This is a genomic window from Streptomyces sp. NPDC005878, assembly GCF_040629815.1.
In the GTDB taxonomy this organism is placed as follows: Bacteria; Actinomycetota; Actinomycetes; order Streptomycetales; family Streptomycetaceae; genus Streptomyces.
Window position 1 is genome coordinate 60,179 of record NZ_JBEXWK010000031.1, and the last position, 23,513, is coordinate 83,691.

Consider the following 23,513-nt stretch of genomic DNA (forward strand, 5'->3'; position numbering starts at 1 on the left):
ACATAGACCACACTGCTCCCGGGCCGTCGCGCCGCCGGGTGGGTATCACCGCGGTGGCTTCCTGTCTGCCGGAGCGGGAAGTAGCGTCCCGGCAGTTGCAGGAGCGGATCGCTGTGGCTTGCGGGCTTTCCCTGCCGCCGCGGATGTTCGAACGGGTCACCGGCATCGCCTCACGCCGTGCGGCCGGGGAGGGCGAGTACGCCTCGACGCTCGCGGTGCGGGCGGCCCGCAGCGCGCTGGAGCGGGCCGGGCTCACGCCGTACGACGTGGACCTGCTGGTGTTCGCCTCTGCCTCGCGGGATGTGGTCGAACCGGCGACCGCGCATATCGTCCAGGCTGAACTCGGCTCCCGGGCGCATGCGCTGGATGTGACCAACGCCTGCAACAGCTTCGTCAACGGCATCGACATGGCGCGGGCGATGATCTCGCGGGCCGCGCCCGCCGGGCCCTGGTCGTTACCGGGGAGACCCCGAGCCGCGCGGTCCGCCAGGCCCCGTCCGGTCCTGAGCAGTTCCGCGACGGCTTTGCCGGGTACACCTTCGGCGACGCCGGCGCCGCGGTCGTCCTGGAGGCGGTGGAGCGGGGCGGCATCCTCGACGTGGACACCGAGACCCACTCCGAGCATTGGCCGGTCGGCGGCATCTTCGGCGGCGGGTCCCGCCACCCCCGAGGCGACGAGCACACCTACTTCCACGGCGACGGCGGCCAGCTGCGCGAGGTGTTCGAGAAGATCGGCACGTCGGTGCTCGACCGCATGCGCCAGCGCACCGGACTGGCGTGGGAGGACTTCCGGCACATCCTGGTGCACCAGGTCACCGTGCCGTACCTGGAGCGGTTCGTGGAACTCACCGGCGTCCCGCGCGACCGGCTGGTTCTCACCGTCCCCGAGCTCGGGAACATGGCCAGCGCCACACTCGGCGTGCAGCTCGACCGCGTCCACGAGGACCTGCGCCCGGGCGACCGCGTCCTGTTCGTGGGCCTGGGCGGCGGCGTGAGCATCATGACGATGGTCTGGGAGAAGGCGTGAGTGCGCTGTGGGTCGTGGTGCCCGCGCACCAGGAGGCTGCGCGTATCGGGGCCACGCTGGAGGCGCTCGCGGGCCAGCACGACCGTGACTTCACCCTCGTCGTCGTGGACAACGCCTCCAGCGACGACACCACCGACGTCGCCCACGACTTCGCCCGACGGGCGCCCTTCCCGGTCCACGTCCTCGACGAGCCGGAGAAGGGTGTGGGCTGCGCGGTGGACACCGGTTTCCGGTACGCGATCGAGCACGGCGCGACGCTGCTCGCGCGCACCGATGCCGACTGCCTGCCGCGGCCCGGCTGGACGGCCGGGGCCCGTGCGGCTCTCGGGCTCGGTGCGGGCCTGGTGTGCGGACGTATCGACGCTCGCCGCGACGAGCATGGGCCGCTCGGGCGGGCCGCCTTCCGCGCGCTGGTGCGCCTCGCCGCGTTCTTCGGCCGGATCCGCCCCGTCCACCACCGCCGGCACGGCTACCTCGCCCCCTACCGGATGCACGCCGGTAACAACATGGCCATCACCGCCGCGCTGTATGAGGCCGTCGGCGGGATGCCGCGCCGCCCCTCCCCCACCGACCGGCTCTTCTTGAACCGGGTGCGCCGCCACACCACCGCCATCGTCCACGCCCGCGACATGGTCGTGGAGAACTCCACCCGCCGCCTGCGCGCCTACGGCCTGATCGGCACCGCCCGCTGGTACCTCGACAAGGGGCCCGGCCGACACGGGGAGGACCCGCGCTGATGCTCGACACCCTCGCCCACACCCTGCGGCGCCACCCCGACCGGCCCGCCGTCCTGGGCACCACCCGCACCGGCGCCGTCCGCACCAAGGTCACTTGCGGGGAGCTGGCCCACCTCGCCGACCGCTACACCGCCGCCCTCCACACGCGGGGCGTAGGGTTCGGCGCCACCGTGGGCGTCGCCGTACGGCCCGGGCCGCGGGCTCTGGCGGTGATGCTCGCCGTGCACCGGCTCGGTGCGCGGGCCGCGGTCCTCGATCCCGGCGCCGGGCCGGACGTGCTGCGCGCCCGCCTCGCCCTGGCCCCTCCCGACGTCGTCCTCGCCGATGCCACCGCCCAGGCGGTCGCCGGGTGGGCCCGGCCGCTCGCCCGCCGCGCCCGCCTGGCCCTGCCGGACCTCGCCGAACTGGGCCCCGTGCTCACCGTCGGGCCCCGGCTGCCCGGCAGTGCTCCGGCCCTGGACGCAGATGTCCGGACCGTAGCGCTGCCGCCCTGGGCGGATGGGGACGGTGACGCGGTCATCGTGTTCACCTCGGGCACCACCTCCCGGCCCCGCGCCGTGGTGCACACCCGCTCCTCGCTCGCCGCCGGCATGGCCACGGTGGCCGAGCTGGTCCAACCCGAGGCCGGGCGGCCCGTCCTGGGCGGCACCTTCTTCGTTCTCCTGCCCTCCCTGGCGAGCGGAGCCCCGGTCGCGCTGCCCGCCCGCTCCACACGCGTACTGTCCCGCCAACTGCGCCGCCTCTCCCCGCAGGCCACATATCTGACGCCACCGCAGCTGAGGCGGCTGCTGGCCGAGGGCGCCCGCTTCAACGGGCGGGTGTGGACCGGGTCGGCCCCCGCGAGCGCCCAGCTGCTCACCCGCGTCAAGCAAGCGGGAGCCGACGAGGCGTGGGGCGTCTACGCGCTGACCGAGCTGTTCCCCGCCGCCGCTGTCGAGCAGGCGGAGAAGACCGCCTTCACCGGCGCGGGCGACCTGGTCGGCGCGCCCCTCCCCGGAGTAGCGGCCAAGACCGACGCCTCCGGGGAGCTGCTGCTGTCCGGGCCCTCCGCCCGGGACCGTTACCTCGGTGAGGCCCCCGATCCGTGGGTCGCCACCGGCGACCAGGCGCGCGTGGACGGCGGCCGGATCGTGCTGGAGGGCCGGCGCAAGGACATGATCTTGCGGCACGCGGAAAACATCTACCCGGGCCTGTATGAGCCCGCATTGCACATACCGGAGGTCGAACTGGCCCTGCTCGTGGGCGTACCGGCCGGAGACGGTGACGAAAGACTGGTCGCCGTGGTCCAGCCGGGTGCAGGGGTGGACCCTGCCGCGCTCCGTTCAGCCTTGGAGGGACCGCTGGGGCGCATGGGTGCCGCCCGGCCGGACGCGGTGCTGCTCGCCGACATCCCGCTGTCCGGCCGCTCCCTCAAGCCCGACCGCGCAGCCGCCGCCCGCCTCGCCGCCCGGCACCTCGCAGAACGGAGCCGGGGATGAGCGCGCCCGGCAGCGCACCGCTGCTGCGGGCCGCGGTGCCCGCCGACGACTCAGAAGAAGTAGGCATCGGGGCCACACCCGCCGCATCCGCCGTCCGCGCCGCCCGGCGCCGGGACCGGCGCGTATACACCCGCTCCCACCCGGTGCTGTTCGCGCTCCTCGCCGCCACCCGCCGCCGCGCGGTCACCCGCATCGGCACAGCGGTACTGGTGAACGGCGCCGAGCCCTACCGGCACGGCCTCACCCGCATCCCGCTGGACCGCACCGCCGCCGGCACCACCGGCGGCGCCGCCCGGGAACTGTCCACGGGCGGCACCCTGTTCGACCAGGAGGGCACCGGACACCGCGCCACCCGGCGCGCCGTCGCCGACGATCTCGGCGCGGCCGGGGTGGAGCGGCTGCGCCCGGTGTGGCGGGACGTCCTGGACCGCCGTCTCGCCCCGCTCGGCGCGGGCGGCGACGTCGACCTCGTACCGCTGGCCCGTGAACTGGCCGGAGCCACCGTCCGCGCGCTGCTGGACACGGCCGGCGACCCCAAAGACATCGCCGCGGCGGCCGCAGCGGCAGCGGCCGCCGCCGTACGCGACCACCTGCCCGGCCCCCGGCGGCCGGACACGGCACGCGCAGCCGCCGCGACCGCTCGGCTGGAGGCGCTGCTCGCCCCGGTGTCGGGTGAGACGACCGAGTCGGCCCTTCGGGCCATGCTGGCGGTCGCCGCGGTCAACACCACCGTCGCCGCCCTCCCGCGCGCCGCCGCGTGGTGCGCCAACGCAGGGCTTTGGGAGCAGGCGGCCGACGACCGGCTGCGCCCGGCCCTGGTGGGCGAGCTGCTCCGGGTGACCGCTCCCTCCCCGCTGCTGCCGCGCGTGGCCGCGGCCGACGCGGAGCTGGACGGATGTCCGGTACGGGCCGGGGACCGCCTGATCCTGGTCGCACGGCACGCCGCGCGGGCCCACGACCAGCTGCCCGACGCCCGCCACCCGGCACCGCCCGCCGTGGCCCAACTCGTCTTTGGCACCGGACCCCACGCCTGTCCCGGCGCGCGGCTGGCCCGCGCCCAGCTCGACGACACCCTCGCCGCGCTCGCCCCCCATCGCCCCATCGTCGTACGCGCCCGCGTCGACCGGCGCGCGGCCCTGCCTAGCTGGCGCTCCCTCACCGTCCAGGCAACCACCGCCCCTCGCTCACCGGAGAACCGATGACCACGATCGCCGTCACCGGGGCGAGCGGCTTCTGCGGCTCGCACATCGCCGCAACCGCCGCCGCCCACGGCGCCGACGTCCTGTGCGTCGGCCGCCGCCCCGGCCCCGTCGGCCGCCACATCCCCTGGGACGCCACGCGCGAGGTGCCGGACCTGTCCGGCGCCGACCTCGTCGTGCACTGCGCGGCGGCCGTCGGCGACCCGGTGCCCGGCTCACCGGCCGAGACCACCATGCACGCTGTCAACGTCGACGGTACGGCACGGCTGCTGAAGGCGGCCGCAGGTCGGCCGGTGGTGTGGGTGAGCAGCGCCAGCGTCTACGCGCCCGGCCCGGGGCGTTCCCGCGTCACCGAGGACCATCCGGTGCGCGGGCACCTGAACGCCTACGGCCGCACCAAGGCCGCCGGTGAGGCACTGGCACTCGCCGCGGGCGCAGTGGTGCTGCGGCCGCGGGCGGTCTACGGCCCAGGAGACCCCCACCTCGTGCCCCGGCTGCTGTCCCGCGTCCGCCATGGCCTGCTCATGCTGCCGGGACCGAGCGTCCCCCTCAGCCTGACCGCCGTCGAAAACCTCGCCGACGCCTGCCTCCAGGCCAGCGGCTGGCCACCAGGGGCGTACAACATCGCCGACCCGACGCCGTACGACCGAAACGAAGCGATCCGGACGGTTCTCCACATCCACGGCGTACGGGCGCGTATCGGTTACGTCCCGCTACCGGTCGCCCACACCGCAGCCCGTACCGCCCAGACACTGGCACGGCTGCGCCCCCACACAGAGCCACCCCTTACCGTGTACGCCGTTGATCAGCTCGCCCACTCCGTGATCCTTAACGTGTCCAAAGCCGAATCCCACGGCTGGGCAGCCAGGCGCGGTCTCAAGGACTACGCCCAGGCGTCACTCTGACGCGAGCTCTCAGCGGCCGTCCTCCGTCGGGGCCGCACGGCGGTGGCGTCCCACCCGTGAGAGTGAAGTGCAGAGAAGGTCGTTCCGTGCACGTACAAGCGGGACGGCTGGGAGGGTAAAGCCATCGCGGTGGGCGCAGTGCAGCAGCTCAACGGTACCGCGTAGCCGGGTTCGGGGCTTATCCCGGCGAGCGCAGGCATGGGAGCGAAGCCGGATGCGGTGCGCGGGGTAGACCGTGGCCACGCCTTCATCCTGCTCGAGGGACCGGGCCCGGCAGGGCGTTTGCGCCATCGAATCGGTCACGGACATGCCCTGTCTGTGAGCTGCGGTGTCGGTGAGGTCACAGACGAGTGAGGATCCGCGCCAACTCGTCGACGAGCGCGATGAGGCGCGTGCGTTCGGCTCCGTGGCGGCCGCGGCGGAACCCGTGTCGGCGGCCGCTGTAGGCGGCCTGGACCGCAGTGAGTTGCGCCCACCGTCGTGCGCGTTCCGGGTCAAGCCCGGCGGCACTGGTGAAGGCGTCGAGCGTGCGGTCGATCCCCTTGGCCAAGTCTCCCTGCTCGGCGAGGGCGACTGACCGGGACTTGGTCAGCGTGGCGCAGTCGTACGCCCGGTCGCCTACCCAGCCCTTCGGGTCGACGGCCAGCCAGGGCACGCGGGTGGCCGCCAGGATGTTGCGCGCGTTCAGGTCGCCGTGGATGAGGGTGTCCGGCTGGTGGTGCGCGAGCTCGCGCACCGTCGCCGTCGCGGCCTGCACCGTCTGGGACGGCAGGGCGTCCGGGAAGTCCTGGACGTCCTGGCGCAGTTGCTCCTCCCACGCGGTGGCCCGGTCTTGAAGCCGGGGCAGCCAGGCGGGCGCAGGGACGGCGAGGCGGCGGCTGACGCTCCCCGCGATCGCCGCTACCTCGTCACCCTGCGCGGCTTGGGCCAGCGTCGTGGGGTGCGCCCGCTCCAGGAGCATGGCGAACCGGTCGTCGTCGCGCTCGTGCAGCCGGACCGCTCCGCGCCCACCCCAGGCCGAGAGAGCGTCCGGTTCGAACCGGTTCCCGGGATGAGGAAAGGACACTTTCAGTACGGCAGGCTCGGTCGTCTTGCGCAGCACTGGGACGACGATCCCGACGCCCCCGTACAGCAGGTCACCGTCCGGCGTGCAGTCCCAGCGCTTGGCCAACTCCCTCACCGTGGCCGGGATGGTAGCCAGCCATGCCGAGCCGGCCGGTCCTTCGCGGTCCACCGTGACCTGCACGAACTCCTCCGGGAGAACGATCACCGGCACACCGCCCGGCCCGGGTAGGTGGCGCCGTGCTGGTGCACGGCTCCTACCGGTCGGCGGGTCACCGACGTGCTGGGTGATGGGCGGGGATGGGCATGGCTCTCCTGGTGCCCTCGTGCGCGGCGCGGCTCCACAGGGGGTGCAGCGGGAGACGGCGCGTTCGAACGTAGTGGCCCAACTGTGGGCGCGGGCACGGATCGCGAGAAGACCACCGGGCGTGTGTCGGCCGCGTCGAAGGTGCCGATCTAGCCGCTGTCGCAACCGCCCGGGGGCATGACACTCCGGGTGCTCACCCGGCTGCGGACCCGCCCGCCCCTCCCCAGGCGCTGTCGTTCACCGAGCCGCGCGCCCTGCTGCGCGCGCTGAACGTCCTTGACGTCACCTACGAGCTGCTCCTCGGCACAGTTCTGGTTGTCGCGCCACCCATGGACCGTTCCAGCCTCCTTGCTCTGGACGTCGTCGACGAAGCGGGCTACAACGCCGGGCTGGTCGTCCTCAACGACATCCTCCGCGACCTCAAGGTGCCCGGCAGTAACCCACCCTCGACCCTGAAGCGTCTACAGGAACACCTCACCGAGAGGCTGCCCGCGCTGGACCGCGACGCCGTCGCCCAGGCCCTCGAGCTCCTGGACCAGATCCGCGTCATCCGCAACTCCGCCATCCACCCCAAGCCAAGCCCGAAACTCGCCGCAGCCCACCACGAGCTCGGACTGCCCCTCCCGGTCCGCGACTTCACCGCCGCCTGGGACAGCGTCCGCGCCCACGCGGAACAAGCTGTGCACACCCTGCGGGAGCGCATCCAGGCTGCCAGGCCCTGACGGAGGCCGTATTGGAGGCTGGGACCGAGTGATCTCCCACACAGCGCGGCGCCCGAGAACACGATCACTTCGACGGTCTGAAGGCACCCTTCGACGCAGACGGATCGCTGTGGATTCTGCCCGTGGCCTCAGCCGGTGGACCAGGCACGCAGCTGGGTGGCAACTTCCTGGACGCGGGCGCCCTTGTGCTTGGCGCGCATGACGAGAGCCAGGGATTCCTCCGGCGCGTAGTTCAGCACGACGCCGTTGGTATCGAGGAACGTCCCGGCAACCAGCCAGGCGAGGAACTCGTTCTTCGTCTCCAGCGGCTCGTGCAGCGCGATGGTCTCCAGCATGGCCGCGGCCTTGAGCCAGTCGCTGGCGTACACGTCGCGACCCATGTAGTGGGCTTGGACCCGTGCGCAGACAGCGTCGACCACGCCCAGGTCGAGACAGGCCGGGCCCCCTGGGTGGGCGGCCTGACGCACCTCGGCGGTCGCTGCCCCGCCGTCCGCGAGCCACGGGCACCACCGGACCACCCGCTCGATCACCCCCGCCGCCCGCGCGGCCGCTACCGGACGACCGCGAAACTGCCCAGGTAGCGGGCTCGCTCCGAGCCCAACGCCGCTACGAAAAGCCCGTGGCGACGACGCAGTGGGTCCGGCATCATCCCCGTGTGATGGTGATGCAGCCCGTTCTGGAGATATCCGCTGCCGACGGCTTCGCGCTCTGCCCGGTGGTCGAGCACAAGTCATGTGGCTACCTCGTGCTGAACGGGGAGCTGACTCCGGCGGAGATCGGCACGGCCGTCATGCGGATCGCCGACTGCAACGACTTCGAGCCGGAGGAAGAGCACGGGCCGTGCCCGACCGACCCACTCGGCATCTTCCTGCACGGGCTGCTCACCCTGCCTGATCTGTTCGCCTCCGGCGGGTTCCGGGTGACCGACAACGCCACCGACACCGTCTTCGTCGAGCCTGGCTGCTGTAACGGCCTGGAGGGCTGGCGAGACTGGCTGGAGGTGCTCGACGGTACCGGCTGCGCCTACTTCGGGCACGATCCATCCTCGGTGGCCGAACGTGTCAACGGCATTGTCCGGCTTGCGCTCGATGCCCACGGGACGGACGGCAGCCCGGTGACCGAGCTGTCGGTAGACCACATACGCAGGCTCCTCACCGGCGCCCAGCAGGATTTGCAGGACTTCCTCAGCCTTGCCGGGACCTGGGCTGAACAACACCTGCCGGCCCACGCTGGCGCCGTCACCGCCGCCCTGGCACGGGCAGTGGACCTGGCGCCCGCATCATGACCAGCTTCCTGACTCACCGAACGCGCGTGCACGACGACAACCTCCCCCTCTTCCGGCGGCACAGCGCACTGCGGACCTGCCTCACCGTTTTTGCGCCTTACGGTCTGCGGGCGACGTACCACCACCTCACGCTCAGCGCCGCGATCCCCCGGCAGCTGGAGGCGGACCCGGAGGCGCTGGTGCGGGCAGTAGAGGAACTGCACGAGGCGCGGGTGCTGTGGCTCGCGCGAGCGGAGGAGTATGCCGCGCAGCGCCGGGCAGAGAAGCGGGCCGGGCGGCGGGCCGTACCAGAGCCGCGACCGTGGTGGCTGCGGAGCTGGTGGGAAAACCCGAACCGTGCCTGGTTCGAATACCCGTTGCGCCACCCGCCGCTGCGGCTGCCCGAGTACGTCCGACGGCAGAACGCGATTCTGGACGGCGCCGAGCCGCCTGGCTGCCCGGCTTGCGGGGATGAGGGCCTGCCACTTCTGAGCTCGACTGGGCACGGTTGGGCCGAGCGGTGCCGCGCGTGCGCGTGGGTGCTGGCGCCATGTCCGTGCGGGCAGCGGCACCGGTTCGTGCCAGCGACCCCGTTCCACTGGAACGAGATCTGGCAGCGGGCGCACATGAGCGACGACGGCACACCGAACTCACAATGGCCTGCGTACTAGCTAATGCATCAGCTCGGCGTGGGGATGCTCCGGTGCCTTCGGGCAGACGTAGAGCTGCTGGTCGTAGCCGCTGCCTATCTGAATCGCGGTGTGGTTGAAGCCGATGGATGGTTTGTCGGCGGGTTCTTCGTGTGGGAGCCAGCTGCTGTTGTTGGCGGCTTCGAACGTGGCGATGGTCAAGAGGGCATCCATGTCGCTGTCGCAGGTGGGGCAGAGCCGTGGGGTGGGGTCGGTGGCGCCCCAGCGAGGCCACCCGCCGACTTTCCAACCGGGTGCACCGGCCAGCTCGTCGTCGTAGAACTCCTGCGGATATGACGCGTAGGCGCTGTTCACTCCCGTGTCGGCTGCCTGCCACACGCTCCAGTTTCCGAGCTGCTCCTGGAGTTCCTCGCTCAGCTCCAGGTGGTCGGGGTATTCGGTGACCTGCTCCGGGTTGAGCAGGCACGGCTCGGGCAGATAGCCGTCGAACTGCATAGCGGGTGGTTCCGGGGGCGTGGTGAGGATGTCGGTGACTGTGGCGGCCGCCCGCCAGAACAGCGCGGTCCTGGGCATGATCGGGTGGTCGAAGGGGCACCACAGCACCTGGAGCAGGTCGGCTCCTTCGGGCGTCTGCAGGTCGGGGATGTCCCGCGCGTACAGTTGCGCGACTGGGAGCATCGCTATGGAGCCCTCATACGGGGCGACAGCCAGCTGGAGCGGAAGCTCCTGCGGGGGGCGGATTCGCTCAAGGGTCTCTCGTTCCTGCGATGTCAAGACTCTGCCGCGCGAGGCGGCACGCATCAGTCGTTCCAGCCTCACGTCCGCTGGGGACAGGGCCAGGTTTATCCCGTCCACGACATGAGGACCGTCGCAGTGCGGCCACGGCTCGTCGGTGGGCCACAGCAAAGGTCCGCCGATGGAACTGTCCTGCGGCGATGGCGACCCGGGGCGGGGGTGCAACCGGGTTGCCGTGCGGGCCAGCGGAGCCAGTTGAGGGAATACAGCGGTCACGTCGAACGGCCGCGGCGGAGTGGTCGGGGTACTCGTCATACCCGCGATCTTGCCAAGTGACTCTGACACCTGGGGCACAAGGTCGTGCACAGGCGGCCCAAATACAGGTGATGACCGAACTCAAGGTCTGGAGCCGCGGTCATTCGTGGATACAGATGAAGAGGGCGGAAAGGAGGAGGGCAGCCTTGGTAGGCGATGGCGAACTTGTCACACGGCCGGCCCACGCCACTTCAGGGGAAGGGCTAGTTCAGAGAAGTGACCAGGCCGAACGAGATCGCTCCGGACCAGACAGGGCGGGGCATACAGCCTCCCAGACCCCCCAGGGGCGGCCACCTACTGTAGGGTCTCAAAATTCCCGGCACAGTCTCGGCCGCAATGGCACTGCTTTGGCACTTGTGCCATCCATCCGACATGCGCGGGGCGAGTGCCTCGCCTGCTGGGTGACTCCGCGCGAGGCTGGCACCGTCGCGGTTGCCGCGCTGGCGCCGTGGTCATCAGGGCGGCTGTCAAGGACGCGATGGGCGGGCGTCCTGGCCCTGTTCGCCCGTTGCGTCCGGTCCTGTTTTTCAGGTCGGCGGGAGGTGCATGGTGGGGTCCTGCCGCGCTGCTGTGCGGAGCGCCGCGATGACGGCTGCGGTCGTCGGGTTGGTCGTTTCGGTGTGGCGGGTCGCGGCGAACAGGAGGCGCTGGATCGGGTTGCCCTCGATGGGGGCCGCGCGGATTCCTGGCGTGGCCGGGTCGATGGCCGTCCGGGGGACCAGCGCGGTGGCAAGGCCGGACCGGGCGAGGGTGAGCTGGGCGGCGATGTCAGCGGTGACGTAGCGGGGCGTGGGTGTGAAGCCGGCCTGCTGGCAGGCTTGCAGGATGGCCTGTCCGCAGTCCGTGGTCGGCGGTGGCACGACGAGGTGGTCCGTGGCCAGTTCACGTAGGCCGACGGGCCGTCCGTCGGATCTGCTGAGGGCTCCGTCGGTGGCGGTGACGACGAGCAGCGGGTCGTCGAGCAGCGGTGAGACCGCGATGCTCTTGGGCGTGGTCTGCGGCATGTGGGGGTAGTGCTGCCCGAGCACCATGTCGACGGTGCCGAGTGTGAGTTCGCGCAGTTGTGCCTGGTCGGTGACGAGGCAGGTCACAGCGAGCTGCGGATGGTCCGTGCCCAGCGCGGTAAGTGCGGGGGCCACGATCCTGGCGATGGTCGACGGCAGCGCGGCGAGCGTGGCGGTGGTGCCGACCGTGCCCTTGACCGCCGCGACGGCGCATTCGGCTTCCTCCATGGCGGCGAGGATCCGGTCGGCGTGTTCGAGGAGGACGCGGCCCGCCTCCGTGAGCGCGACGGTCCGCCCGTCAGGACGCAGGAGATCAACCCCGACGTCGTGTCTCAGCGCGGCCAGCTGCTGGGACACGGCACCGGCGGACAGCGCCAGGGAATGGGCGGCGGCGGTGATGGAGCCACGGGCAGCGACGGTCCTGAGCATGTGCAGACGGCGGATATCGAGCATGACTCGATAGCTTACCTAAAGGGTTCCATCAGTAATCATCCCCTTGACCTGCCGAGTTGGGGTGAGCGACCTTCTGTGCATGGAGATCTTCGACTGCATCGCCGCCGTGGCCAGGCCGGTCCACGACTTCGGTGACGAGTTCATGTCCGACGACGCGACCGCCGCCATCGGCCTGCGCGCTGGGTTCTCCCCGGGGCGTGGCTTCTACTGCCGCGGCCGGTTCGGGGTGCTCGGCGAGGCGCCGGCCTCGGTGGTCCAGGCGGTGCAGGGGTTCCTCGGCCCTGATCTCGTCGCCACCGGCTGGCGGGACGGCCGGCCCGTGATGCCGGCGGAGGAGGCCGCCGCCTGTTACGCAGAGGCTGTCCGGACGTGGGGACGCGCCCACATCCCCGCCGACGCCGATGTGGAGCACTTCAACCGCCTGGCGCAGCGGCTGATCGACGCCGCCGACGCCGACGCGCTGCCCCTGTTCGCCGGCTGGCGCGCGCAGCCCGTTCCCGGCGACGATCCGGTCGGAGCGGCGATGCAGCGCATCCACGTCCTGCGCGAACACCGCGGCGCCTGCCACCTCGGGGCGGTACGGCTGTCCGGGCTGAGCGCCCGGGAAGCGATGGTCGTCAACCTCGGCGTCGAGCAGGCGACCCGCTACGGCTGGCGCGAGCCGGGTCCGGCCGCCGCGGCTCTGGTCCCCCGATGGCAGCGCGCCGAGCGGCTCACAAACGAGCTGCAGGCGCCGCTCTACGCCACGCTGACCACCCGGCAGCGCGCCGAGTTCGCCCAACTGGTCGACGCGTTGACCGGCGCCCGGCCCTCATGACGGTACGTCGCAGACACCAGCAGCTACACGAAAGGACGGTTGATCGCGGCCATGCTTCTCACTCATGAGGGCCGTTCGCCCTCCATCCACCCCACCGCCTATGTCGCGCCGACCGCCACGCTGTGCGGGGACGTGCGCGTGGGAGCCGGGTGCCGGGTGCTGTTCGGCGCCGTGCTCACCGCCGAGAACGGGCCGGTGGAACTGGGCGAAGGCTGCATCGTCATGGAGAACGCGGTCCTGCGTGGCACCCGACGGGATCCGCTAGTCCTGGGGCGGCAGGTCCTGGTGGGCCCCAACTCCTACCTGACCGGCTGCCGGGTCGAGGACGAGGTCTTCCTGGCCACCGGCAGCCGCGTCTTCAACGGAGCACGGATCGGGACCCGCTCCGAGGTACGGATCAACGGCATCGTGCACGTGCGCACGGTCCTGCCCGCCGACTCGACGGTGCCGATCGGCTGGGTCGCCGTCGGCGACCCAGCGCGCATCCTCCCGCCGGAGGACCACAACGGGATCTGGGAAGTGCAGAAGGAGCTCGACTTCCCCGGCCACGTCTTCGGCCTGGACCGGCCCGGCGAAGGCCAGAGCCTGATGCCGGCCATCTCCGAACGCTTCGGCCGCAGCCTCGGCCGCCACAGCAACGACCAACAGATCTGAGCCCCGCTTGGAACGCGAGGGTCCAGGGCTGAAGAAACACCCGGTAAGCGGACACCACAAGGAAGTGCCACGTTCGTGAGACTGGGCGACTGTGCCATCGGCCCAAGACAGCGGAAGAGCTGCTGGCCGGCGGGCACCACCTATGCCACGACCGGCGAGACCCTACATAGGTAACCAGCCTAAAACGGTGCGGATCCACAGGCAGCTGGAGGCAGATCGACGGCTTCTGGCTGCCCACTGAGATCGCGTCGGCCGCACCCTGGTCCGGGTGCTCTGCCACGGCGGCTGACCTGTCGCAGCGAAGTTTGAGCATTGCCACCGAAGGTTGAGCGCGGTGGGAGGCAGCCTAGGTGATGTTCATGGAAGCCTCGCCCACTCCGAACATGCAGGTAGAAGGCCGTGGCGTGGCGTTCGCCTGGATGCCAGGGCCTTCTACCTGCGCAGAACTGCGGTTAAAGATCGTGAGGCCACTCGGCGGCAACAGCCATGGAGCGTCACGGAGTCCACGTGAGTTTCTGAAGTTCGATCGCCGGTTATCGAAAGTCATATTCGGTGCGGTACGGCTCCGTCCTGCCAGCGGTAGAGGTCGCGCAGCAGGGAAATCTCGGATCCGTGATGGATCAGCTCCCTGTTGACGTGCAGAACCCTGTTCTCCATGGGAAACCGCTCGGGACCCACCGTGGGCGGATTGTCCAGGTCAGCGTCCGAGAGCTTGCGGACCCCAGTGTTCCATCTCCCATACATCTCATCGAGCTGTTTCAGCGCCTCGTCAGCGCTCCCCGCGTAGGCGAATGTCTGGGAGTCGACGGCCTCGCCGCCGAAGTACCATCCGACCCGATAGCCCAGGCACGAGACGATGATGTGCGCCAGCCGCCAGGCAATCGTGGTCACCGGCGCTGGCACCGGGGCAGGGGACGCGGAGTCCATCGTCCATTCCCCCGAGCCTTCCAACATCGACGCGGCCGACGTGCCGCGTGGGCGGATGCTCCAGCAGCCGCGCACCGGCTCCCAGAAGTACTCCTCGTCGGTAAGGCCGTCCAGCCGCGGCCGCAGGTTCTTGCGCCAGTACCAGTCCAACTGCTCCGCGAGCCGCTCGCTTCTTGTCATTGCCGCACACTACAGACCCGTCGAGCAGAGTGGTCGTCGCCGTCTCCGCTCCCGTGCGGCGTGCTCCAGGCGGTGGGCCTCCACCCGCCGGGCCTGCTCCCCGGGGTTCGCCAGGACGGCCCTAACTCCGTCTACTGCTGGACCGCGGGAGACTGGTACTCCAACAACGGTCACATCTCCGACGCCTGGCTGCGCACCGACGACGACAGCGGCCACCGCAACGTCTACGTCAACATGGTCAACCTCAGCGACCCCGACTTCTGGCGCGCACAGAACATGCTCCCCCAGTGCTGAGTACCTGAGCAGAGGGCCACGCAACAAAGCAGCTGGCACGGCGGCCTTCACCACACAAAGGCCGCCGAGGCGGCAAAGGCACGCCGCTAGGGAGCGGATGGGGTTGTACTCCAGGGGAGCCCCGTCCCTGGACGGTCCAGGCCATGACCTGGAAAGGAACGGCTCGTTGAGCTGGCATGAACCACATCAAACGGATCCTTGCCGGGCTGGCCAGCCGGTGGCAACCCTGAGCCTGGCGACGATCTCCCCCGCTCACGCAGCTGACGGGTATGACCGGTGCCCCGACGGCTACTACTGCATGTTCTCGGGCCTCGACGGCACGGGAGACATGATCAAGCTGAGGTCGAGCACGCCGGATCTCACGGCCCTCGGCATGAACAACCGGGCCCAGTCCGATTGGAACCGGACCCCCCGACCATCCACCTCTGGTCCGACGCGGGTTACACCGGGTGCACGGTGGTCACGTCCTCCGGCCCGACCGGCAAGGGCAACTTCTTCCCGGCCTATCAGGACTTCATCAGCTCGGTGCAGTTCGAAGGGCCGGGCGGCCCGAGCTGCGGCGGCTAAGACAGCTACGGCGCCCGGCGACGGGTATCCCCTCTTCCCCAACCCTGTCGTCGCCGAGTCGTTCCTGGACCGGCTCATCAACACCATCCACCAGGTGATCATGAACGGATCCAGCTACCGCCCGAACAAGCGGCCCAGGAACACGGCCGGCAAGGTGAATTAGCGTCCCGTCCCGCCGTCGCGGCTTCCCATGCTGGCGTCACAGTGCCGCGAGGGGGCTTGTCAGAGGCATCCGCTAGCTTCCTGACCATGGGAAACTCAGGCGGAACATTGACGACCCGGTCCACGGGGGAACTGCACCAGCTCATGCGGGCAGCCGGGTTCACGGGCCTTGAAGACACGGAGGCGTTGGCGGAGGGCTGGCAGGTGACGGACTTCGCCGACGCCGGACGGCGCAGCCTGGCGAACCTCGTCCAGAGCACAGGGACACCGGCCGTCATGGTGTCCTTCCTCGACAGCGACGTCGGTTTCGTCGAGGCCCTCACCCCGGACGGCAGTAGCTGGGAGGGCCTGCTCAACCGCGAGACGGCGAAGAGCTACGAGATCCCTCTGGAACACTTCCCCATCGAACCCGCCGTCGCCAGCGCACTCGCCTGGTCGGCCGCCGCCGGACTGACACCCGACGAGGAGACCATCCGGCAGACGCTCACCGGGTCGGCTCCATTCGCGGAACAGCTCTCCTCGGCCCTATTGGCCGCCCTGGGGCTACCCGGCGCAACCTAGCCATCCCAAGCAGGAAGCCGGGGAATTACGGCTCTGTCGGGGATCTTGTGATGTCGCACGGTCATGAGCCCAGGAGTACACGTTGGCGCAGAAGGTCGGGGTTGGCTCATCCGTAGGCCATGCGTTTGACGCGGATGACGTGGCCCTCGACCTGGCCGGAGCTCCATGGTGTGGAGAGTCACGCGGTGACGGCGTCAAAGTCGCGCCGCAGGCCGCTGACCAGGGAATGCATGGCTGGGAGGTCGTCGGCCAAGACGCGGTCCATCCAGTCGGGGAGTTGGTCTCCGCGGGGGTGGTGGAGGATTTCGGCGAAGTCGTGGACGTGCCGTGCGGCGGGGTCGAGGTGAGGACAGAGCACTGGATGCTTCCGGTGAACCCGCGCTCGCGCAGTTCCCGGTGGAGCTGGAAAACGTCGTGACAGCCCTCCCGCCAGCGGGCGTGGAGGTAGGGCTTGTGCTCGTCGAGCACGGAAAGCCGTCCGGTGGCTTTGGCCAGGAGTTCATCGAGGCTGCCAGCGCCAGCATAACGGCGGACAGTGGAGTGATCCAGTCGCAGTGTCCGGCCTATCGCCGCCAGGGACTTGCCTCAGCGAGCAGTGCCTGGACCGCGGCGAATCTCTCTGTCGTGCGGGCCACCAGGCGCCGGGGCTGGCCCATGACGTCGAGCGTGCCGTCCGGCGGGACGAACGGCACGGCCACCGGCCACGAACGCATCCTATGGACCCGCCCACGGGGCTGACGACCGATAGGAGCTTCAACAAGACCTTCACCGACCCCCGCCTCTGCGCGGCCAGCGTCGACCGCCTCACCTTCAACGGCACCATCATCGAAAGCGGCACCGACTCCGCCTCGACACGGGCGCGGGCCGAGGAGGCGGCCGAAGCTGGCTGACCGCTACCAGCTCTACTCGATGACCCTTCACCTTCCGGTGCAGGGTCATCACCGTTGATGAGGATCCGCATGCGCGTCTTCATCCAGCCTGGCCCGGTGGCCTAACGCCACATGTCCGCACCGTCGCGCCCACTCGGATCCATCGTCAAGAGGTCTTCGTGAAGACCCGAGAGGGGACGGCCGGTGGAACATCCGTCCTCGCCGGACTCCATGACCGCCCAGCCGACATCGACCCCTGACACGTTCACATCCCCGCCACAGTCAAGCTCGTCCACCACAGCGAATACCGCTTCGTAGGCGATGGCCCGAGCCAGCACTACGAGATCGTCCCGGTCTGCCCCCGCATCCAGCAAGCGCCGGGCTGCCGGCACCTGTTCCAAAGCTCCCGGAGCGGCCCAGCCATCGATCGCACCCCGCCACAAGGAGCGGAGCAGCACGAACCGAGCCAGCTGCGGCTGGTTCTCATCAATCTCAGACCGTGCCCAAGCCAGCCGGAACAGGCCGTTCGGCGCGTCCGGCACCTCGGGCGTGGTGGTGGGCCCGGGCGCGGGGCCGGAAGCGGTGACGGCGGGCGCGGACGGCGTCAGCGCGGGGGGGGGCGCGAACCCGTCCCGTTGGGCAGGCACCGGCGGGGGCTTGGGCCGTGCACTGGCCGAGGGCGTCACCGGCGCAGCGGCAGGAGGACACCGGCGCGGTGGTGGCCGCGGTCGCGGAGTGCGCGGTATCGGCGCCGGACGGCGGCTGATGCTGCACCAGGTACGGCCGGGCGTCCCTGGCGACGGGGGTGGGGGGCGGCGAGCTGCCCCCGCTCGACGACGATTACGGCCGTCGCCACGGACACCGCGACGGCCAGGACCGCGTCCACGGCGAGGACGGCGGTCACCGCCAGGGAGGAGCGGGCCGGACCGCCGCCCTGGGCACCCGCGACGGGCTGCACCACCGTCCCCGGCAGCACCGGCGCGGGAGGTGCGCTCGCGTACGGCAGGGGCGGCACGCAGTACGGGCCACGACCGGTACCGGGGCGGGACGGTCGGTGCGCTCCAGCACGACGCCCCGCAGGGGCGGGCCCGCCGCGCCCGGTGCTCCCGCCACAGGCACTCCAAGGCAGCAAGATCCGCCGGAGGGCGGCCAGCAACCAGGCGAGCTCTGCTTCACGCCGACCAACGCGTCCTGGGCCAACCCGGTCGAGGCGCACTCCGGGCCGCTGCGGCAGTTCGCCCTCACCAACTCCCACCGCCCCAGCCACAGCGTCCTGACCCGCGCGCCGCACCTCTACCTGCACTGGCGCAGCCAGAACGCCCGCCACCCCGACGTCCTGGCCGCCCAGCGGCGCGAACGCGCCCGTATCCGCAGCGAGAAAGGCATCCGCTGGGGCAGCCGCCCTCTCCACCCCGCGGCCTGAACGCCGCGCTGTGACCGTCGGCGATCTGATACCAGTGGCCTCGCCGCAGGAACAAGCCCGTCAGGGCTTTTCGGGCTTGCGGGCCAGCAGGCAGGCGTGCGGTCTGTTCACCCGTCCGCCGGGCTCCTGCTCCAGCCTCGCGGTGACGACGAGTCCGGCCTGCTCCAGCAGGCCGACCATGCGGTTCAGGGGCAGGAGGTACGACTCATAGGACACCGGACGGCCATAGCCCTGGGTCGGCTGCAGCCGTTCATCGCCGACGTAGTCTCCCCAGAGCAGGTAACCGCCGGGCGCGAGCGTGCGGTGGAACTCGGCGAACACCGCCGGCAGCCACTGCGGGGGCGTGTGGTGGGTGGAGTACCAGGCCAGGATGCCGCCGAGCTCGTCGTCCCTCATCTCCAGCGCGGTCATCGAGCCCTCGGTGAACCGCAGGTTCGGATAGGCCTGTCGGGCCAACCCGATCATCTTCGGTGACAGATCGACGCCGAGGGCGGACACCCCCAGCCCGGCTAGGTGCGCCGTCACACGGCCGGGGCCGCATCCCAGGTCCGCGACCGGCCCCAGACCGGCCGTCCGCACAAGCTCGGCAAACCCCGCCAGCATCGCACGTGACAGCGGGTCCATCGCGGCTGGAGGCGGGACGCGTTCGACGTAATCGGCAGCGACCGTGTCGTACGACTCGCGGACGGCGGTCAGAAAGGAGGGCTCAGCCATGCGGGCGACCCTAGACCACAGAACCGACAGACCCTGTCACGACCTTGAGTTGACCTGCGTACCATCCACCGCCGCAGACTGTGCGGAGACGCGAGGAGGGTTCCGGCGTTGAGCCCGGTCCAGGCTCTTGTTGGTCTCCCTGACAAGGCTCTTCGCCCACTCGTCGATCTCGCGCTTGTTGATGCCGCTGCGGGCCACGTCGCCCTCCTGTCTCAGGTACCTCAGCCAAGGATACGGACCGGGTCTGACAACGGGCCTTGCGTTGAGCGGAGCGCCGAGGGGGTTGCCCGCCGCACGGGCGGGCCCCTCATCGGCGGCCGGAGGCCGCCGGGGTCAGGTCTGGTGGTCGTCCGGGTCGGTGAGCCAGTTCACGACGTCGGCGTCGGTCATCCAGATCGCCTGCGTCTCGTGGGCGTCGCCCTGCTGGACGACGTGGACGCGGCCCTGCGGACACCGGCGCTGCTTGGGGGCTCCTAACTGAACGTGCTTGCCCCGTCTACACGTCGTCGAACCTCGAGATCCGGGCTTCCCGTTGGCCTGGCGGCCGGGATCCCTAGTTGCTGTGTTCGGCGGGCCCCGAAACAGAGAGCCGGTGAGCCCGCGATGCAGGGCCGATGGAACCGGAAGGACCAGCCTCCTCCCGAAGATGACCGAAAGCGCCGGCGCCGACCAGTCGCTCCAGGTCACCTCGGCCCCGGCGGTGCGGGTACCGGTGAGCATGGTGGTCTTGCTGGAGCGTGACATCGCCTACGACTACGGGGTGGTGGGGCAGGTCCGAATCGGAGTGGACGTCGTGCTCGGCGACGGCAACACCCAGCGGGCCGAACTGGTTCTGAACCCGGCCCAGTTATACGCGATGCCCGCGAGGTTGGATCGGGCCATCCGGGCTCGCGAGGCCGCCCGCTCGGTCGGCGGCCGGTGATGGGCCGCCACCGGTTACAGGTGCGCGGGGCGTCGTAGCCGGCCTTCACCAACTCCCTCGCACCAGCCACTGCATCGACGGCCTCCCCTCCACCTTCTCGGGATACCAGGGTGGCGACGCCGGCTGCATCCAGTACCGGAGCCATCAGTACTGAGCACGGAATCGGCCCGCCTATCCCCGATCGCCCTCCTGGCCACTGGCTTCGTTGGCGCGGTCGATCTCCGCCATGTGCTCCTCCGCCCAGGTCCGCAGCCCCGCAAGCGCGACTTCCAGGGACAGCCCGAGTCCGGTGAGCCGGTAGAAGACCCGCGGTGGCACGGTCGGTTCGACCCGGCGCGACACCAGCCCGTCGCGGGTCAGGCTTCGCAGCGTCACGGACAGCATCTTCTGTGACACTCCGGGCATCCGGCGTCTCAGCTCCGCGAAGCGCACCTCGTCCGGTGCGGCATCGGCGAGCGTCTTGACAGCCATGGACATCCACTTCGTACCGATGCGGTCCAGCAACTGCCGCGTCGGGCATTGAGGATCGAACAGATCGCCGCGTACCCCACGACCGGCGGCCCGGGCTCCTCTGGTGGTCACCTGTGGCTCACCACCTTCCTTGAAAGTGCCGTCTTGGAAGCGGCCAGGCGGTTACCTACCGTTCTGTGGTCACCAATGGTAACCAGATGGAGGAATCATCATGCCCGCGACCACCGCACACCACCTGCGCCGCATCGTGACGAACGGCGTCCAACTCAACGTCGCAGTCGCGGGGGACGGACCTGCGGTCCTCCTGCTGCACGGCTTCCCGCACACCTGGCAACTCTGGAGCGGCATCATGAGCCGACTGGCCGGGGAGTACCGGGTCATAGCCCCGGACCTGCGCGGCTTCGGTGCCAGTGCACGTGCCGTCGACGGCTACGACGCGGGCACCCTGGCCGCCGATGCCGAAGGGCTGCTCGACGCACTCGGCGAGCCCTCGGCAGCGGTGGTCGGCATCGACGCGGGCACGGCCCCCGCCGTCCTGCTCGCGCTGCGCCGGCCCCACCGTGTCCGGCGCCTGGTCGTGATGGAAGCACTGCTCGGCCGCCTGCCCGGAGCAGAGCACGTCGCCGCGGGCGGTGCCCCGTGGTGGTTCGGCTTTCACTCCGTCGCCGGCCTCGCTGAAACCGTCCTGGCCGGCAACGAGGCCGCTTACATCGACTGGTTCCTCGACTCGGGGACACTCGGGCGAGGGGTACCCGACGACGTCCGTGCGGCATTCGTCCACGCGTACACCGGGAGCGAGGCCCTTCGCTGCGCGTTCTCCTGCTACCGGGCTCTGCTCACCAGCGCCCAGCAGATCCAGGAGGCCGTCGCGACGGCACGGCTGACCATGCCCACCATGGCCGTCGGCTCTGACCCCATCGGCACGGGGCTCGAACGCCAACTCCGTCCCCACACCGATGACCTGGTCGGACACCATCTCCAGGACTGCGGCCACATCATCCCCCTCGACCGCCCCGACGCATTGTTCGCGCTCCTTTCGCCCTTCCTCTCCGTCGATCTACCCAAGTGATCGGGACGGGGCTCAAGGATCACGGTGGCGACGCGGCCGACGAAGCGGAGCACGCGACGGCCAGTGTGAACATCAAGCAAGCCAACGTGTCCATGTCGCGTCCTGCCTTCGGCGGCCTGACGTGCCAGCATCTTGGCGAGTTACTCAAAGAACCCGCGCCGCGCTGGGAAGTGCGTTTGCGATTCCGTGCGGCACACATGGCGCCGCGGCGCTCGGCAACGGCAACGGCATCGGCATCGGCATCGGCATCGGCATCGGCAGGATGAGCGGACCGAAATACGAACCGTTCTGCGCCGCCGTCCCTTGGCGGCCCTGGCCATGACATCGCAGACCTACCTCTCCGAACTGTTCTCGGTGGACAGACAGGTCTCCGTGGTGAACGGTGGCAGTTCCGGCATTGACCGCGCTGTCGCCGGGGCCTGCTGTTGCGGGACATGAGGTTGGTGACGCCCGAGCAGGTCTTCACTTCGTCGTAGCCATGAATGTCGGAAGATCGCGGTGCCCTCGGGCGTTACGTCCGGGTATGAAGATCAGCGAAGCTTCCAGAGTCAGCGGTGTGAGTGCCCGGTCGTTGCGGCACTACGAAGACGAGGGCTTGATCGTCCCCGGCCGATTCAGCAACGGCTTCCGCGACTACTGCCAATCCACGATCGACCGCGTGCTCGTCATCCGCTCGCTGCTGGAGTCCGGGCTGCCCGTGCGGTTGATCAGGGAGTTCTTGCCCAGCCTCACTGAGGAGTCTGATATTGGCACGGATGTGGTGTGCGCGGAGTTCCTGCACGAGGTGCAGAGCCATCGAGATCGGCTCGCCGCACGTATAGCGATTCTCAGCGATCAGCAGGCGGCACTCGACGCCTACCTTCGCGAGGCCCGCCGTGCTGATCTCTGACGCCAGTTGACCTTGACACAAGTGTCAGGCTCCTACGTTCGGTGCATGGAGATCAACGAGCAGCAGAACAGCGCCGAACAGACGATGCGAGCACTGGTCCAGCGGTCGCACCGGGGCCCGAAGGGTCTGGACATCGCGACCGATCAGCGCCGCCCCACCCCGGGACCCGGCGAGTATCTGATCCGCGTGGGCGCCGCCGGCGTCAACTTCGCTGACGTCATGCAGACCCATGGAACGTACGGAGGCGGGCCGCAGGCACCCTATGTGGCGGGCTTCGAGGCCGCCGGCGAGATCATGGGTGTCGGCCCCGACGTCCAGAGCCCGCTGCCACTCGGCGCCCACGTCGTCGGAGCCGGTCCGGGCGCCTTCGCGCAGTACATGACGATGCCAGCCGCAGGGGTGCTTCCCGTGCCTTCCGGCTGGAGCGACGCCCAAGCCCTCGGTCTCGTGCTGAACTGGGCCACCGCGCTGGCGGCACTGAAGCCGTTGGGTGAGATCAAGAGGGGTGAGGTGGTGCTCGTGCATGCCGCGGCCGGCGGAGTGGGGCAAGCCGCTGTCCGCCTCGCCCGCCACTACGGTGCACGCGTCATCACCACGGCGTCACCAGCCAAACACGACACCGTCAAGGCCCTCGGCGCCGACGAGGTCCTGGACAGCCGACACCCCGATCTGGCCGCGGAGATCACCCGCCTCACCGGCGGAGTCGACCTGGTCCTGGAATCGGTGGGACAGGCCACGTTCGAGGCCAGCCTGTCGGTCACCAAACCCTTCACCGGACGCATCGTCGTGTTCGGCGCCGCTTCCGGCGACGCCACATTGACCACACACGACCTCGTCTTCACCCACCAGGTCCAGGTCAAGGGTCTGCACATCGGTGCGCTGGCCGTCGCGGCCCCGTCCATCTACCAGTCGTTGCTCGTCGAAATCGAGAGACTCATCGCCCACGGGGTGTACGCGCCCGGCGCTCCCCACATTCATTCCCTGGCCGAGGGGCGAGCGGTGCTGCAGCAACTCGAAGCGGGCCAGACCGAGGGCAAGCTCGCCCTCGATCCCTGGCGTTAGGCACGCCTGTGCTTCACCGCAATGCTCCACTGTCCCCCGAGGGGCGGCTGCGTCGTGGCCGGTGCCGGCGGAGG

At 70.2% G+C, this 23,513-nt stretch carries 27 protein-coding genes and 5 pseudogenes; 22 read left to right on the forward strand and 10 right to left on the reverse strand.

The window, feature by feature from the left end; genetic code table 11:
- Window positions 1-448: 448 nt before the first annotated feature.
- The 6 genes and pseudogenes from ABZ404_RS32325 to ABZ404_RS32350 form a co-directional block, all read left to right on the forward strand.
- Window positions 449-553, forward strand: a pseudogene (locus tag ABZ404_RS32325) (ketoacyl-ACP synthase III); the annotation flags it as partial.
- 45 nt (window positions 554-598) lie between these two features.
- Entirely contained in the window at window positions 599-1,027 is a 429-nt protein-coding gene (locus tag ABZ404_RS32330; protein WP_358833901.1) for a 3-oxoacyl-[acyl-carrier-protein] synthase III C-terminal domain-containing protein, read from the forward strand.
- Window positions 1,024-1,764 (forward strand): glycosyltransferase family 2 protein, encoded by a 741-nt coding sequence (locus ABZ404_RS32335; RefSeq protein ID WP_358833900.1) that lies wholly within the window; start codon window positions 1,024-1,026, stop codon window positions 1,762-1,764. The genes ABZ404_RS32330 and ABZ404_RS32335 overlap by 4 nt, the downstream gene beginning before the upstream one ends.
- Window positions 1,764-3,242 (forward strand): class I adenylate-forming enzyme family protein, encoded by a 1,479-nt coding sequence (locus ABZ404_RS32340; RefSeq protein ID WP_358991170.1) that lies wholly within the window; start codon window positions 1,764-1,766, stop codon window positions 3,240-3,242. Before ABZ404_RS32335 ends, ABZ404_RS32340 begins: the two co-directional genes overlap by 1 nt.
- Window positions 3,239-4,444, forward strand: coding sequence for a cytochrome P450 (locus tag ABZ404_RS32345; protein ID WP_358991173.1), 1,206 nt, complete (start codon window positions 3,239-3,241; stop codon window positions 4,442-4,444). The genes ABZ404_RS32340 and ABZ404_RS32345 overlap by 4 nt, the downstream gene beginning before the upstream one ends.
- Window positions 4,441-5,346, forward strand: a complete 906-nt coding sequence (locus tag ABZ404_RS32350) for an NAD(P)-dependent oxidoreductase (RefSeq protein WP_358837268.1) — start codon at window positions 4,441-4,443, stop codon at window positions 5,344-5,346. Before ABZ404_RS32345 ends, ABZ404_RS32350 begins: the two co-directional genes overlap by 4 nt.
- A gap of 340 nt (window positions 5,347-5,686) precedes the next feature.
- Here the strand turns inward: ABZ404_RS32350 and ABZ404_RS32355 are convergent, their stop codons facing one another.
- Window positions 5,687-6,616, reverse strand: a complete 930-nt coding sequence (locus tag ABZ404_RS32355) for an aminoglycoside phosphotransferase family protein (RefSeq protein WP_358991175.1) — start codon at window positions 6,614-6,616, stop codon at window positions 5,687-5,689.
- Window positions 6,617-7,044: 428 nt separating this feature from the next.
- Here ABZ404_RS32355 and ABZ404_RS32360 point away from each other — a divergent pair, with 428 nt between their 5' ends.
- Complete coding sequence (locus ABZ404_RS32360; protein ID WP_358991178.1) at window positions 7,045-7,437, forward strand: hypothetical protein; 393 nt, start codon at window positions 7,045-7,047, stop codon at window positions 7,435-7,437.
- Between the two features lie 128 nt (window positions 7,438-7,565).
- Here ABZ404_RS32360 and ABZ404_RS32365 read toward each other — a convergent pair whose 3' ends face one another.
- The gene (locus ABZ404_RS32365) at window positions 7,566-7,967 is read right to left on the reverse strand and encodes a fic family toxin-antitoxin system, toxin component (protein ID WP_358836650.1); all 402 of its coding nucleotides are present in this window, start codon (window positions 7,965-7,967) and stop codon (window positions 7,566-7,568) included.
- 89 nt (window positions 7,968-8,056) lie between these two features.
- On the opposite strand from ABZ404_RS32365, the gene ABZ404_RS32370 reads away from it, so the two are divergent.
- Complete coding sequence (locus tag ABZ404_RS32370) at window positions 8,057-8,722, forward strand: hypothetical protein (protein WP_358836649.1); 666 nt, start codon at window positions 8,057-8,059, stop codon at window positions 8,720-8,722.
- Window positions 8,719-9,372, forward strand: a complete 654-nt coding sequence (locus ABZ404_RS32375) for a hypothetical protein (RefSeq protein ID WP_358836648.1) — start codon at window positions 8,719-8,721, stop codon at window positions 9,370-9,372. The genes ABZ404_RS32370 and ABZ404_RS32375 overlap by 4 nt, the downstream gene beginning before the upstream one ends.
- On the opposite strand, the gene ABZ404_RS32380 is transcribed toward ABZ404_RS32375, so the two are convergent.
- Both ABZ404_RS32380 and ABZ404_RS32385 read right to left on the reverse strand, forming a co-directional pair.
- On the reverse strand, window positions 9,373-10,029 hold the full coding sequence (locus ABZ404_RS32380) for a hypothetical protein (protein ID WP_358836647.1): 657 nt from the start codon (window positions 10,027-10,029) through the stop codon (window positions 9,373-9,375). It abuts the gene before it with no gap.
- 899 nt (window positions 10,030-10,928) lie between these two features.
- A complete protein-coding gene (locus ABZ404_RS32385) occupies window positions 10,929-11,858 on the reverse strand; it encodes a LysR substrate-binding domain-containing protein (RefSeq protein WP_358836646.1) in 930 nt (309 codons plus the stop codon).
- Between the two features lie 79 nt (window positions 11,859-11,937).
- On the opposite strand from ABZ404_RS32385, the gene ABZ404_RS32390 reads away from it, so the two are divergent.
- Together ABZ404_RS32390 and ABZ404_RS32395 are read left to right on the forward strand one after the other, a co-directional pair.
- Window positions 11,938-12,675, forward strand: a complete 738-nt coding sequence (locus ABZ404_RS32390; protein WP_358836645.1) for a hypothetical protein — start codon at window positions 11,938-11,940, stop codon at window positions 12,673-12,675.
- Between the two features lie 51 nt (window positions 12,676-12,726).
- Entirely contained in the window at window positions 12,727-13,329 is a 603-nt protein-coding gene (locus tag ABZ404_RS32395) for a gamma carbonic anhydrase family protein (protein ID WP_358836644.1), read from the forward strand.
- A gap of 543 nt (window positions 13,330-13,872) precedes the next feature.
- Here ABZ404_RS32395 and ABZ404_RS32400 read toward each other — a convergent pair.
- Window positions 13,873-14,436, reverse strand: a complete 564-nt coding sequence (locus ABZ404_RS32400) for a DinB family protein (protein ID WP_358836643.1) — start codon at window positions 14,434-14,436, stop codon at window positions 13,873-13,875.
- A 60-nt stretch (window positions 14,437-14,496) separates the two neighbouring features.
- On the opposite strand from ABZ404_RS32400, the gene ABZ404_RS32405 reads away from it, so the two are divergent.
- From ABZ404_RS32405 to ABZ404_RS32415, 3 genes and pseudogenes are all read left to right on the forward strand, one after another.
- Window positions 14,497-14,730, forward strand: a complete 234-nt coding sequence (locus ABZ404_RS32405) for a hypothetical protein (protein ID WP_358836642.1) — start codon at window positions 14,497-14,499, stop codon at window positions 14,728-14,730.
- A gap of 298 nt (window positions 14,731-15,028) precedes the next feature.
- Window positions 15,029-15,085: pseudogene (locus ABZ404_RS32410) on the forward strand (hypothetical protein); the annotation flags it as partial.
- A gap of 461 nt (window positions 15,086-15,546) precedes the next feature.
- On the forward strand, window positions 15,547-16,020 hold the full coding sequence (locus ABZ404_RS32415; RefSeq protein ID WP_358991180.1) for a hypothetical protein: 474 nt from the start codon (window positions 15,547-15,549) through the stop codon (window positions 16,018-16,020).
- A gap of 178 nt (window positions 16,021-16,198) precedes the next feature.
- Here the strand turns inward: ABZ404_RS32415 and ABZ404_RS32420 are convergent, their stop codons facing one another.
- Complete coding sequence (locus ABZ404_RS32420) at window positions 16,199-16,378, reverse strand: hypothetical protein (RefSeq protein ID WP_358837849.1); 180 nt, start codon at window positions 16,376-16,378, stop codon at window positions 16,199-16,201.
- Window positions 16,379-16,778: 400 nt separating this feature from the next.
- Here ABZ404_RS32420 and ABZ404_RS32425 point away from each other — a divergent pair.
- Window positions 16,779-16,910 (forward strand): annotated as a pseudogene (locus ABZ404_RS32425) (AAA family ATPase); the annotation flags it as partial.
- Between the two features lie 101 nt (window positions 16,911-17,011).
- Here the strand turns inward: ABZ404_RS32425 and ABZ404_RS32430 are convergent.
- Together ABZ404_RS32430 and ABZ404_RS32435 are read right to left on the reverse strand one after the other, a co-directional pair.
- Window positions 17,012-17,431: a hypothetical protein gene (locus ABZ404_RS32430; RefSeq protein WP_358837850.1), complete on the reverse strand. Its 420-nt coding sequence runs from the start codon at window positions 17,429-17,431 to the stop codon at window positions 17,012-17,014.
- A gap of 140 nt (window positions 17,432-17,571) precedes the next feature.
- A complete protein-coding gene (locus ABZ404_RS32435) occupies window positions 17,572-17,904 on the reverse strand; it encodes a hypothetical protein (protein WP_358991183.1) in 333 nt (110 codons plus the stop codon).
- 115 nt (window positions 17,905-18,019) lie between these two features.
- On the opposite strand from ABZ404_RS32435, the pseudogene ABZ404_RS32440 reads away from it, so the two are divergent.
- A pseudogene (locus ABZ404_RS32440) lies at window positions 18,020-18,312 on the forward strand (IS630 family transposase); the annotation flags it as partial.
- A 60-nt stretch (window positions 18,313-18,372) separates the two neighbouring features.
- Here ABZ404_RS32440 and ABZ404_RS32445 read toward each other — a convergent pair.
- Complete coding sequence (locus ABZ404_RS32445) at window positions 18,373-19,026, reverse strand: methyltransferase domain-containing protein (protein WP_358836194.1); 654 nt, start codon at window positions 19,024-19,026, stop codon at window positions 18,373-18,375.
- Between the two features lie 646 nt (window positions 19,027-19,672).
- Between ABZ404_RS32445 and ABZ404_RS32450 the strand changes: the two genes are divergently transcribed.
- A complete protein-coding gene (locus tag ABZ404_RS32450) occupies window positions 19,673-19,948 on the forward strand; it encodes a hypothetical protein (protein WP_358836195.1) in 276 nt (91 codons plus the stop codon).
- A gap of 171 nt (window positions 19,949-20,119) precedes the next feature.
- On the opposite strand, the gene ABZ404_RS32455 is transcribed toward ABZ404_RS32450, so the two are convergent.
- On the reverse strand, window positions 20,120-20,530 hold the full coding sequence (locus ABZ404_RS32455) for a helix-turn-helix domain-containing protein (RefSeq protein ID WP_358836196.1): 411 nt from the start codon (window positions 20,528-20,530) through the stop codon (window positions 20,120-20,122).
- A 100-nt stretch (window positions 20,531-20,630) separates the two neighbouring features.
- Here ABZ404_RS32455 and ABZ404_RS32460 point away from each other — a divergent pair, with 100 nt between their 5' ends.
- The 5 genes and pseudogenes from ABZ404_RS32460 to ABZ404_RS32480 all read left to right on the forward strand — a co-directional run bounded on the left by ABZ404_RS32460 (window position 20,631) and on the right by ABZ404_RS32480 (window position 23,439).
- The gene (locus ABZ404_RS32460; protein ID WP_358836197.1) at window positions 20,631-21,488 is read left to right on the forward strand and encodes an alpha/beta hydrolase; all 858 of its coding nucleotides are present in this window, start codon (window positions 20,631-20,633) and stop codon (window positions 21,486-21,488) included.
- The gene (locus tag ABZ404_RS32465) at window positions 21,485-21,754 is read left to right on the forward strand and encodes a hypothetical protein (RefSeq protein WP_358836198.1); all 270 of its coding nucleotides are present in this window, start codon (window positions 21,485-21,487) and stop codon (window positions 21,752-21,754) included. The genes ABZ404_RS32460 and ABZ404_RS32465 overlap by 4 nt, the downstream gene beginning before the upstream one ends.
- Window positions 21,755-21,806: 52 nt before the next feature.
- Window positions 21,807-21,908, forward strand: a pseudogene (locus ABZ404_RS32470) (dehydrogenase); the annotation flags it as partial.
- A 103-nt stretch (window positions 21,909-22,011) separates the two neighbouring features.
- Entirely contained in the window at window positions 22,012-22,377 is a 366-nt protein-coding gene (locus tag ABZ404_RS32475) for a MerR family transcriptional regulator (protein ID WP_358836199.1), read from the forward strand.
- A 45-nt stretch (window positions 22,378-22,422) separates the two neighbouring features.
- The gene (locus ABZ404_RS32480; RefSeq protein ID WP_358836200.1) at window positions 22,423-23,439 is read left to right on the forward strand and encodes an NADPH:quinone oxidoreductase family protein; all 1,017 of its coding nucleotides are present in this window, start codon (window positions 22,423-22,425) and stop codon (window positions 23,437-23,439) included.
- Window positions 23,440-23,513 lie beyond the last annotated feature (74 nt).

Excerpts from the sequence above, each read along its gene's own strand:
- ABZ404_RS32340 (WP_358991170.1), top strand. The coding sequence starts at position 1,764 with ATGCTCGACACCCTCGCCCACACCCTGCGGCGCCACCCCGACCGGCCC.
- ABZ404_RS32345 (WP_358991173.1), top strand. The coding sequence starts at position 3,239 with ATGAGCGCGCCCGGCAGCGCACCGCTGCTGCGGGCCGCGGTGCCCGCC.
- ABZ404_RS32350 (WP_358837268.1), top strand. The coding sequence starts at position 4,441 with ATGACCACGATCGCCGTCACCGGGGCGAGCGGCTTCTGCGGCTCGCAC.
- ABZ404_RS32360 (WP_358991178.1), top strand. The coding sequence starts at position 7,045 with ATGGACCGTTCCAGCCTCCTTGCTCTGGACGTCGTCGACGAAGCGGGC.
- ABZ404_RS32375 (WP_358836648.1), top strand. The coding sequence starts at position 8,719 with ATGACCAGCTTCCTGACTCACCGAACGCGCGTGCACGACGACAACCTC.
- ABZ404_RS32380 (WP_358836647.1), bottom strand. The coding sequence starts at position 10,029 with ATGCTCCCAGTCGCGCAACTGTACGCGCGGGACATCCCCGACCTGCAG.
- ABZ404_RS32385 (WP_358836646.1), bottom strand. The coding sequence starts at position 11,858 with ATGCTCGATATCCGCCGTCTGCACATGCTCAGGACCGTCGCTGCCCGT.
- ABZ404_RS32390 (WP_358836645.1), top strand. The coding sequence starts at position 11,938 with ATGGAGATCTTCGACTGCATCGCCGCCGTGGCCAGGCCGGTCCACGAC.
- ABZ404_RS32395 (WP_358836644.1), top strand. The coding sequence starts at position 12,727 with ATGCTTCTCACTCATGAGGGCCGTTCGCCCTCCATCCACCCCACCGCC.
- ABZ404_RS32400 (WP_358836643.1), bottom strand. The coding sequence starts at position 14,436 with ATGACAAGAAGCGAGCGGCTCGCGGAGCAGTTGGACTGGTACTGGCGC.
- ABZ404_RS32415 (WP_358991180.1), top strand. The coding sequence starts at position 15,547 with ATGGGAAACTCAGGCGGAACATTGACGACCCGGTCCACGGGGGAACTG.
- ABZ404_RS32445 (WP_358836194.1), bottom strand. The coding sequence starts at position 19,026 with ATGGCTGAGCCCTCCTTTCTGACCGCCGTCCGCGAGTCGTACGACACG.
- ABZ404_RS32450 (WP_358836195.1), top strand. The coding sequence starts at position 19,673 with ATGACCGAAAGCGCCGGCGCCGACCAGTCGCTCCAGGTCACCTCGGCC.
- ABZ404_RS32460 (WP_358836197.1), top strand. The coding sequence starts at position 20,631 with ATGCCCGCGACCACCGCACACCACCTGCGCCGCATCGTGACGAACGGC.
- ABZ404_RS32475 (WP_358836199.1), top strand. The coding sequence starts at position 22,012 with ATGAAGATCAGCGAAGCTTCCAGAGTCAGCGGTGTGAGTGCCCGGTCG.
- ABZ404_RS32480 (WP_358836200.1), top strand. The coding sequence starts at position 22,423 with ATGGAGATCAACGAGCAGCAGAACAGCGCCGAACAGACGATGCGAGCA.